The organism is Singulisphaera chitinilytica (genome assembly GCF_049331405.1).
In the GTDB taxonomy this organism is placed as follows: Bacteria; Planctomycetota; Planctomycetia; order Isosphaerales; family Isosphaeraceae; genus PoT.
On sequence record NZ_CP186274.1, the window covers coordinates 5,587,913 to 5,598,557 of the forward strand.

Here is a 10,645-nt window from a genome sequence, read left to right on the forward strand (position 1 = left end):
CAAGTTGAATGATGAGGATGCGACGCACCCCAGCCACGTGTCCGATCCGGCCGCCTCGCCGCCTGCGATTCGAGGCATTCGCCGCACGTTTCGACCCGAAACGTGCTACCGACTCACGTGACCTGCACGGCGATCGCACGCCCCATTGGGGGGAACCTGCCCCTGCCCGAGGGCCCGGAGAGGTTGCATTCAATAGATTCAGAAATACTATAATCCTTGAAATCCGCACGTCAACGGAACGATCTCGCATTTTTCCCAATTTAACATACGCCACTCAACGATATGCCTTTTCGAACTCGCTCAGGCCTCCTCCGATTGTGTTTCTGCTTCATCATGCATTTACGCTTAGGCTCTACAGAATTACACAAACACTTCCTAATTACACAAAGCCTAGTCCGACTTACAAGAAGTGATTTCTTGCTTCACCATCGGTGTATCGACGAGGAAGAGGCCAGCCGAATCTACCTCGAGATGACGAAGCCTGGAGCTTGCTAGCAAGAGCTGCCGGGGACGTTTCGCGTTCGCCCTGAGCCCGTGGGCCAGGCCGGTGCCGTTTACCCCATGCCGCGACACGGCCGACGACCGCTCCGAGCTCCGCATCAAGACGACGCGGTGCTGGAGCAAGCCGACGGACCTGCGGGCCATCCCGTACCTCTTCGGGCTCTACTCAGTCGCGACGATACTCTACGCCGCAATACATGCGGTCGCCTGGCCGGGCGAGGCGGTCCGCATCTCCCCGGACGCCCTATCGGCCATCCGACACCGTGCCTGGGCCGAAGGGGTTTTCGTACACGTCACAGGCGGCCCGTCCATCAGGAAACTCCCGTCCGCCATCCGCGGGATCATCTACGCCGCACCCGCTCCGCCTGCGCAGGGGGTGTAGAGGCTGCGCAAGTCGAGCGAAATTGCCGCCTCCCTCATCAGGACACCACGATCACCCGAGGCTGCTTGCGTGATGCCCTGGCGTCCGTCCGGAAGCAACGGCTTTTGTACATTCATATCAAAAGAGCCCATGATTGCTTTGAATTCACCCGCTCACTTGCCACAGACTGCATTCGCAGTCCGCTCGATTTCAAGGCAGCGACGCTCGCGCTTTCATCACGAACCCCTTTCATCACATCAATGCTCGCCGCGCTAACCCTTCGGTTTACCGAAGGGCCGCGGGGGTGCAGCCGAAGTTGGCATTCCCAGCACCGCAGTAGATCCGGAATTCCGACTCCTGCCCGAGGAAGATGGCACCCTCGGTGCTTTAGACCAGGCCCGAAGTCGCGAAAGGCCGAATCGATCGCGACGGGAATGTGATTCCTCCGGAACGGGCGGGAGCGATGAATCCATCCACCGAGGCAACTTCGTTGATCAAAGATTTGCTCGAGGATCAGAGAGATCTCTCGGCGGTCGAGCGGTTCGCCCAGTTCCACGAAGCTGAGCAGGAACCGATCCAGAGCCGCTACTATTCGGCGCTGCTGCCGACCTCAAACCCTGGCCCCGGACAGCAACTCGCATTCGAGGTCGACCTCGATCGATGCTCGGGCTGCAAGGCTTGCGTGGTGGCCTGCCACGCGCTGAATGGGCTCGACGAGGATGAGTGCTGGCGAGAAGTCGGCCTGATCGTGGGAGGGACGACGGCCCTGCCCGTCCTCCAGCATGTCACATCGTCATGCCACCATTGCCTCGAACCGGCCTGCATGAAGGCCTGCCCGGTCGACGCGTATGAGAAGGACCCGATCACGGGGATCGTCAGGCACCTCGACGACCAGTGCTTCGGGTGCCAGTACTGCACCCTGGCCTGCCCCTACGACGCCCCCAAGTTCCAGCCCGCGAAGGGCATCGTCCGCAAGTGCGACATGTGCTCCGACCGCCTCCGCGAGGGCGAGGCTCCCGCCTGCGTCCAGGCGTGCCCACATGAGGCGATCTCGATTCGATTGGTGGATCGGGCCGAGATCGCGGCCCAGGCCGAGGCGGGCGAGTTCCTGACATCGGCGCCCGACCCGGCATACACGAGGCCGACGACTCGCTACATAAGCGAGCGGCCGATGTCGGACGCGATGAGGGCCGCGGATCACCACCGACTCGCCCCCGAGCACGCCCACTGGCCGCTTGTCCTGATGCTGGTGCTGACGCAGCTTTCCGTCGGAGGCTTCGCCGTCGATGCGTGCCTGGGCCTGGCGGGATACGAAGTCTCTTATGTACGCGTCGGCATCAGCCTCGCCTTCGGCCTGATGGGGCTCGCGGCCAGCACTTATCACCTCGGTCGTCCGCTGCTCGCCTACCGGGCGATCATCGGGCTGAGGCATTCCTGGCTCAGTCGCGAGGTGTTGACGTTCGGGCTCTTCGCCGGGGCCGCCAAGACGATCGCTGCCGTCTCTTTCATGTTCACGTCGTGGCTTCAATCGCATCAACCAATTCGCCTGGGGTTGTCGTTGGGATGCGTGGCGGCGGGGGCGAGCGGGGTCGCGTGCTCGGTCATGCTCTACCACGTCGTGCGACGCCCCTACTGGCGGGCCTCATTCGGGGCCGTGAAGTTTGCGGTCACGACGCTGGTCCTGGGGCTTGCTGTGACGCTGCTTGCCTCGACCCTGGAGGCCAAGAACGCCTCGATCGGCCGGGAACTGGCTTGGGGAATCAGCCTGGCCGTGGCGATCAAGGTGGCCTTCGAGGGGTCCCTCCTCCGGCACCTCAAGGACGAGGAGCTGACCCCGCTCAAACGGTCAGCCATGTTGACGGTCGGGCCGCTGGGCAAGGTCTGGAGGTTCCGGCTCCTGATGGCGACGTTCGGCGGGTTCCTGCTCCCGCTCGGACTGTTCGCGGCCTGGCCGCTGTTGCCGGGTGCCGTTAGCCCGATCCTGGCAGGTGGCGTGCTGACTTTGCTCCTGCTCGGCGAGATCGCGGAACGGTATCTCTTCTTCGCGGCGGTCGTGAGACACAAGATGCCGGGGGGCCTCATGCCATGAGCCTGGATATCATCAATCCTACATTCTTCGACCGCCTCAAGTCGCTCGTGCGGGCCCGCGACGGCCGGCTCACGCGAGAACTCCTCAGGGCGCCCGGTCGATTCGGCCTCGGGCAAGTGCCGGTGGGCAAGAAGCCCGACGCGACCACGAGCATGGTCTGCGGCTACTGCTCGACTGGTTGCAGCCTGAATATCCACATGCGAGAGGGAGAGGCGATCAACCTGACGCCCGCCACCGAGTATCCCGTCAACCTCGGCATGGCATGCCCGAAGGGTTGGGAAGCCCTGACGGTCCTCGGCGCGGAGGACCGGGCAACGACCCCCCTGCTCCGCGACCCGGACGGGCGGAGGCGGGCCGTCGACTGGCACGAGGCCATGACGACGATGACCTCACGGATCCGCGACGTCCAGGCACGACACGGAGCCGAGTCGATGGCCTTCCTCAGCACCGGGCAGATCCCGACCGAGGAAATGGCCCTCCTCGGCTCCCTCGCCAAGTTCGGCATGGGCATGGTCCATGGCGACGGGAACACGAGGCAGTGCATGGCGACGGCCGTCGTCGCCTACAAGCAGGCCTTCGGCTTCGACGCCCCCCCCTTCACGTATCAGGACCTGGAGGAGTCGGACTGCATCGTCCTCATCGGCTCGAACCTCTGCATTGCACATCCCATCATGTGGGAGCGTGTGATGCGGAACCGGCACAAGCCCGAGATTATCGTCGTGGATCCGCGCAGGACGGAGACGGCCATGAGCGCCACGCTCTACCTGCCGATCCGCCCCAAGTCGGATCTGGTCTTCCTCTATGGGCTCGCGAACATCCTGATCAGTCGCGGCTGGATCAATCGTTCTTATATCGATACTCACACCAAAGGCTTCGACGAATTCGCCGCGTTTGTCCGAAGATTTCCCCCGGGGGGCGTCGGGTACGAGACGGGGTTGGGCGCCGAGGCCCTTGAGGATGTCGCCGAGCGGATCCATCGCGGGCGCCGGGTCTCCTTCTGGTGGACGATGGGGGTCAACCAGAGCCACGAAGGGGTCCGGACGGCCCAGGCTATTATCAACATCGCCCTGATGACCGGGAACATGGGCAGGCCGGGGACCGGGGCCAATTCGGTCACGGGCCAGTGCAACGCCATGGGTTCCCGGCTCTTCTCGAATACGTCGAGCCTCCTGGGCGGACGGGAATTCGGCAACGCCGAACACCGGGCGGAGGTCGCCCGCATCCTCGACATCGAGCCGGAGCGGATCCCATCGCGAGGGAGTTGGGCCTACGACGAGATCATCGACGGCATCGAGTCCGGCAAGGTCCGCGGCCTCTGGGTGATCGCGACCAACCCGGCGCATTCCTGGATCAACCAGGGACGACTCCGGGAACTCCTTGGCCGACTCGACTTCCTCGTGGTGCAAGACATCTATCACTCCACGGAAACGGCCCAGGCAGCCGATCTGCTCCTCCCCGCGGCAGCCTGGGGCGAGAAGGAAGGGACGTTCATCAACTCCGAGCGGCGGATCGGGCTCATCAAGAAGGTGAAACGCTCGCCGGGCCTGGCGCTCAGCGACTTTCATATCTTCAAGCTCGTGGCACACTACTTCGGCTGCGACGCGATGTTCGAGGCGTGGAGTTCGCCCGAGGCCGTCTTCCAGATCCTCAAGCGGCTCTCCGCAGGTCGACCGTGCGACATCACCGGGGTCGCCGATTATCGGAAGCTTGACGAAGCGGGGGGTATCCAGTGGCCCTTCCCCTCCCACAAGCCGGACACGTCACCGCAACGTCGACTTTTCGAGGATGGGAGATTCTTCCACGAGGACGGCCGGGCGAGATTCCATTTCGAGAACCCCAGGCCGTTGCCCGAGCCCGTCAACGATGACTATCCCTTACAACTCCTGACCGGACGCGGCAGCGCCTCCCAGTGGCACACCCAGACGAGGACAGCCAAGTCGGACGTCCTCCGCAAGCTCTATCCTCGTGAGGCCTATCTCGAGATCTCCCCGGCCGACGCCAGGCGCTATGGCATCGCGGCCGACAGTATGGTGTTGGTGGAGTCGCGACGAGGATGGGTGCAGGCTCGCGCGTTCGTCGTCCCGACGCTCTCGCCCGGGTGCGTCTTCCTGCCGATGCACGACGATGCCACGAATCAACTCACATTCCCCGCATTCGATCCCTACTCGCGGCAGCCTTCTTACAAGGCGTGCGCCGTCCGAGTGCGTCGTGCGGGGAAAGATGAGGACATTCGAAGGACACCCACCGATCAGCATGGCCACACGGGAAAACCCCCGTCGCAATCTCCCAACATCGAACCACGTGTCAATGGATATCGCGTAAGCCACTCTCAATCCTTAACTTTCAAATACCGAGGCGAGACGTCATGAATCAGGAAAGCGGCAAGGCCACGCGGATTCAGGTCTTCAGCTTCAACACGCCCTCGATGCGTGCCTTCCACATGGCCTGGGCATCGTTCTTCCTCTGCTTCTTCGCGTGGTTCGGGATCGCCCCGCTGATGAAGGTCGTCCGGGATGAGATGGGGCTGAGCAAGGAACAACTCGGCTGGTGCATGATCGGCTCGGTGGCGAGCACGATCGTGGCCCGGGTTGTTATGGGGCGCGTCTGCGATCGGATCGGCCCGCGCCGGGCGTTCTCGATGCTCCTGATCCTCGGATCTTTGCCCGTGATGGGGATCGGGCTAGCCCATGACTTCGCGACCTTCTTACTCTTTCGCATCATGATCGGGATGATCGGCGCGGCATTCGTCGTCACCCAGTATCACACCTCGATGATGTTCGCCTCGAACTGCATCGGGACGGCGAACGCGACCACCGCCGGCTGGGGAAACATGGGCGGAGGTATCACCCAGATGGCCATGCCGGCCCTCTATGCGTTGCTCGCCGGCACGCTGGGATTCGGCTCGTACTGGGGATGGCGGCTGGCCATGGCCTGCGTGGGGCTCGTCTGCCTGCTGGCGGGCGTGGCGTATTTCTTCCTCACCCAGGATACGCCCGAGGGGAATTTCGCCGACCTCGAGGACGCCGGGAGGAAACGCGAGAGGAAGAGGTCGGGGGGGATTTTCGAGGCCGCCAGGGATCGCAGGGTCTGGGTGCTCTTCGTCCTGTATGGAGCCTGCTTCGGGGTCGAGCTGACGATCGACAACGTGGCGGCCCTCTATTACAGCGACCACTTCGGCCTGAGCCTGACGGGAGCGGGGCTCGCGGCGGGGTCGTTCGGCCTGATGCACCTCTTCGCCAGGACGCTCGGTGGATTTGCTAGCGATCGCTTCGGCATGCGATGGGGCCTGAGTGGGCGGATCACCCTCCTGTTCATGACCCTGATGGCCGAAGGCGTCGGGCTGATTCTCTTCTCGCGAATGACCTCGGTCGCCGCCGCGATACCGGCGATGTTGGCCTTCGGCCTCTTCATGAAGATGGCCGAGGGGGCGACCTATGCCGTCGTACCGTTCGTGAATCGACGTGCGTTCGGTGCGGTCGCCGGCATCGTCGGTGCGGGAGGCAACGCGGGCGCCGTGGCGGCCGGGTTCCTGTTCAATGGCACGCTCGATTGGCCCACGGCCCTGATGGTGCTCGGCGTCGTGGTCACGCTCTCGTCATTCCTCACGCTCTCCATCCGGTTCTCGACCGTGAATGACGCCGAGAGGGACGTCGCCGTCGAACGGCACCGGGAACGGCCCGAGTTTGCGGTCGCGACCACCTGAACTCGTTATCGCCGAAAGCCGCTCTCCTCGAATACACATCGATTCATATCATCCGGAACTCGGGGAACCTTCAGGCGGAGGTGCAGCTCATGTCGGATCTGCAAGGACTCAGCGACGAGCAGAAGCAATATCTCCAGGGCTTCGCCATGGGCAGCGACGTCGCCCGAGCCGTCCGGAGCCTGCCGATCCTGGCCGGCAGTTCCTCCCCTTGCGGGACGATCATCACACCCGGATCGACCTCGTCCAAAGGCTCGGCGAAGGACGACTCGTCGCTCCAACGATCCGCACAGGATCGCTTCCTCGCCCGGGGGAAGGCACTGACCAAGGAGGAGCAGGCGAAGCGGGATAAGGATCCCCTCGCCATCTGGGACGAGATCGGCGCGAACGCCCGCGCCGGCGTCTTCCCCAAGAATACCGATGTGTTCCTGTACAAGTACTCCGGCCTCTTCCACGTGGCGCCCGCGCAGAACTCATTCATGTGCCGCCTGCGCATGCCGGGGGGAGTCATGACCTCCTGGCAATTCCAGGGGGTGGCCGACCTGGCTCGCCGATACGGCAATAGCCATGTCGACGTGACCACTCGTGCCAATCTCCAGATCCGGGAGATCGGCCCCGAGCATGCCCCCGCGATCCTGACGGGGCTCGCCGATCTCGGCATCATGAACCGAGGCGCGGGGGCGGACAACATCCGGAACATCACGTCGAGCCCGACGAGCGGGATCGATACCCAGGAGTTGATCGAGACCCTGCCGCTCGCGAAGGAACTGCACCACTACATCCTCAATCACAAGGAGATGTACGGGCTCCCGCGCAAGTTCAACATCGCATTCGAGGGGGGCGGCCGCGTTGCGAGCCTCGACGACACCAACGACGTCGGCTTCCGCGCTGTGAAGACAGGTACAGGGGCAGAGGTCGCCGAGGGGGTCTACTTCCACCTCACCCTGGGAGGGATCACCGGGCACAAGGACTTCGCCCGCGAGACGGGCGTCCTGCTGAAGCCCGAGGAATGCGTCCCCGTCGCCGCGGCGATCGTTCGCGTGTTCATCCGAGAGGGCGATCGCACGGATAGGAAGCGAGCCAGGCTCAAGTATCTCCTCGACGATTGGGGATTCAACAAATTCCTGGAAGTGGTCGAGCAAGAGCATGGTTCGGCACTCCGCCGCGTGCCGCTCGACCATTGCAAGCCCGCCCTCCCCGACGATCGCTGGGCGCACGTCGGTTTCCACCCCCAGAAGCAGCAAGGTCGTGTGTATGTCGGCGTGGTCCTGCCCGTCGGCCGCATGAGCGTCGAGCAGGTTGACGGCCTCGCCGAGATCTCCAGGCGATTCGGCAGCGGGACGATCCGCCTGACGGTCTGGCAGAACCTGCTGATCTCCGACATCGCCGAGGAGAACGTCGCGCAGACCAAGCTCGCGATCGAGGCCCTCGGGCTGGAGTGGGACGCGTCGAGTTTCCGCAGCGGACTCGTGGCCTGCACGGGCAACGCCGGATGCAAGTTCGCGGCCTCGAACACCAAGAGCCAGGCCTTGATCCTGGCCAACTATCTGGAGGATCGACTCGCCCTCGACCAACCGATCAACATCCATTTGACCGGCTGTCATCATTCATGTGCCCAGCATTACATCGGCGACATCGGGCTCGAGGCGACGAAGGTCGAGGTCGGCGAAGAACTCGTCGAGGGCTATCACGTCTGCGTGGGGGGCGGCTGGGGGCAGGAACAAGGCATCGCCCAGCGTTTATTCGATGCCGTTCCGTTCGACGAGATCCCTCCGCTCGCGGGGCGCCTGATCCGCTCCTATCTGGAGCTTCGCGAGTCGCCCGACGAATCCTTCGCCCGGTTCATACGTCGCCATGACTTGCCGACCTTGCGTGCCCTGGCATCGGCCCCTCAACCGGCTCAAGACGTCGAGACTTCGGTCCATCACACCCTCCAACCCGCGTGACCGAACATGGAATACTCGCTCATCCCCGACTCGGCTCCGTTCAACCCCGAACAGCGCGCCTGGCTCAACGGGTTCCTCGCCGGATGGCTCGGCCTGCAAGGGGCGACGAACCAACCCCAGGCACCGGTTGTCGGTGCTGCCCTCGCCGAGACCGCCCCTAGAGTCGAATCCCCCGCCGTCGAATCCGAGCCCTGGCATGACCCGGCATTGGGCATCGAAGAACGGCTCAACCTCGCGGCCGGCCGCCCTCTGGAAGGGCGATTGATGGCCGCGATGGCGCAGCTCGATTGCGGCACCTGCGGCTATCTCTGCCGGACCTATGCCAGGGCGATCGTCGATGGATCCGAGACGTGCCTCACGCTCTGCTCACCGGGGGGCGGCGAAACGGCCAAGGCACTCAAGCGGCTCGCCAGGGAAAACGCGTCTGGCTCTCCGCCGTCAAAGAATGGCCAGGGTCTTGAAAAGGCGACGGTTGCATCTGGAGAATACTCGCGCAAGAATCCGTTCACGGCCAGGCTACTTCGCAGCGATTCCCTGAGCGGCGTCGGTTCTGAGAAGGAAGTGCGGCACGTCGAGATCGACCTTGCCGCCGGGCCGAAGTATGAAGTCGGCGATTCGTTGGGCATCTTCCCGGAAAACTGCGAGGATCTCGTCGACGAGATCCTCAAGGCGGCGAAGATGGAACCGGAGTGTTTGACTTCTTCGGATGGGTCAGGCCTACTCCCGATTCGCGAGATGCTGAGGCGTCACCGCGACCTGGCCGAGATTACGGACGAACTCATCGAGGCCTCCGCCGCTTCGGCTTCCTCGGAGAGCGAATCGAGGGCCCTCCGCCTCCTGCTCGAGGACAGCTCTCCTATCGAGGGGATGGACCTCCTGGACTTCCTCCGCGCCTACCCGGGCATTCGGCTGGATGCGGAGGATCTGGTACGTGCGTTGTCACCTTTGAAACCACGCCTGTACTCGATCTCGAGCTCGCCGAGCCGCCATACGGATCAGGTGCATCTGACCGTTCGGCGTGTGAGCTATGAGGTGGAGGCCAGGACGAGGAAAGGCGTGGCCTCGACGATGCTCGCCGATCGGGTCTCTCCCGGTTCGGAGGTTCGGGTCTACGTCCAGAAGTCTCACGGCTTCGCCCTGCCCGCCGATCCCAAATCCGACATCATCATGGTCGGGCCAGGTACGGGGATCGCCCCTTTCCGGGCGTTCTTGCACGAGCGAGAGGCTTCGCAGGCCGAGGGGAGGAACTGGCTCTTCTTCGGCGACCAGCGGAGCGAGTGCGACTTCCTCTACCGAGAGGAGTTGACGGGATTCCTCGACCGAAAAGTCCTGAATCGACTCGATACCGCTTTCAGCCGGGATCAGGGCCAGAAGATTTACGTCCAGGACCGGATTCTCGAGCAAGGTGCCCAGGTCTATCAATGGCTGAAGGCCGGATCATACTTCTACGTGTGCGGCGATGCCAAACGCATGGCCGCCGATGTGGATCGGGCCCTGCGTTCGATCCTCCGGGAGCACGGCCGGATGTCCGAAGACGAAGCCGTGGCTTACCTCCGCGACCTGGCGGCAAAAGGTCGCTACTGCCGCGATGTCTATTGAAATGAACCACCCGGGCTCTCGCTTGAGGATCGAATCCCACTGGCCGACCATCACGTCCAAACTTGGTGATTCCTTGTGACGCCAAGGAAGGGCCGGAGGAATTCCCTCTGGCCCTTCCCATTGCATTCAGCCGTATTGCAGTACACCTCGCATCCCCCTCATCCCGCTCTCCGCGCTCGCGACAGTTCGACCCTCGAACGCGGCCCAACACCGCCAGCTACCGACATGTCCCCGGTGAAGGCTCCTTAATTACATACAGCCTCGATCCACGCTACCGCGAGAGCCCACGGATGGCGGGCCCGATCTATCTTTGCCGCTTCCGTCCTACTGACGTCAAAGATGGCGGAGCGGGGTTGGTGTCTTAAAGTGCTCGGCGTCTTGGGGTAATCAGGCCGAGCCGCTGCGCCAGGTTCGTTGCTCGCATCAAGGTCGAGGTCGTACTCCTCAAT

The 10,645-nt window shown here is 63.4% G+C and carries 6 protein-coding genes; all 6 read left to right on the forward strand.

Going from position 1 to position 10,645, the window contains the following annotated elements; translation table 11 throughout:
- The first annotated feature begins 547 nt into the window (after nt 1–547).
- The 6 genes from ACOYYX_RS22350 (at nt 548) to ACOYYX_RS22375 (ending at nt 10,196) form a co-directional block, all read left to right on the forward strand.
- Entirely contained in the window at nt 548–883 is a 336-nt protein-coding gene (locus tag ACOYYX_RS22350; protein ID WP_422923835.1) for a hypothetical protein, read from the forward strand.
- Between the two features lie 469 nt (nt 884–1,352).
- A complete protein-coding gene (locus ACOYYX_RS22355; RefSeq protein WP_422923837.1) occupies nt 1,353–2,951 on the forward strand; it encodes a DmsC/YnfH family molybdoenzyme membrane anchor subunit in 1,599 nt (532 codons plus the stop codon).
- On the forward strand, nt 2,948–5,320 hold the full coding sequence (locus tag ACOYYX_RS22360; RefSeq protein ID WP_422923839.1) for a molybdopterin oxidoreductase family protein: 2,373 nt from the start codon (nt 2,948–2,950) through the stop codon (nt 5,318–5,320). Before ACOYYX_RS22355 ends, ACOYYX_RS22360 begins: the two co-directional genes overlap by 4 nt.
- Nucleotides 5,317–6,654, forward strand: a complete 1,338-nt coding sequence (locus ACOYYX_RS22365; RefSeq protein WP_422923841.1) for an MFS transporter — start codon at nt 5,317–5,319, stop codon at nt 6,652–6,654. The genes ACOYYX_RS22360 and ACOYYX_RS22365 overlap by 4 nt, the downstream gene beginning before the upstream one ends.
- Before the next feature lie 89 nt (nt 6,655–6,743).
- A complete protein-coding gene (locus ACOYYX_RS22370) occupies nt 6,744–8,597 on the forward strand; it encodes a NirA family protein (RefSeq protein WP_422923843.1) in 1,854 nt (617 codons plus the stop codon).
- Nucleotides 8,598–8,603: 6 nt separating this feature from the next.
- Nucleotides 8,604–10,196 carry a sulfite reductase subunit alpha gene (locus ACOYYX_RS22375; protein ID WP_422923845.1) on the forward strand — a complete coding sequence of 531 codons (1,593 nt, stop codon included), beginning with the start codon at nt 8,604–8,606 and terminating at the stop codon, nt 10,194–10,196.
- Nucleotides 10,197–10,645 lie beyond the last annotated feature (449 nt).

Coding starts and splice junctions, on each gene's coding strand:
- ACOYYX_RS22360 (WP_422923839.1), top strand. CDS start 2,948: ATGAGCCTGGATATCATCAATCCTACATTCTTCGACCGCCTCAAGTCG.
- ACOYYX_RS22365 (WP_422923841.1), top strand. CDS start 5,317: ATGAATCAGGAAAGCGGCAAGGCCACGCGGATTCAGGTCTTCAGCTTC.
- ACOYYX_RS22370 (WP_422923843.1), top strand. CDS start 6,744: ATGTCGGATCTGCAAGGACTCAGCGACGAGCAGAAGCAATATCTCCAG.
- ACOYYX_RS22375 (WP_422923845.1), top strand. CDS start 8,604: ATGGAATACTCGCTCATCCCCGACTCGGCTCCGTTCAACCCCGAACAG.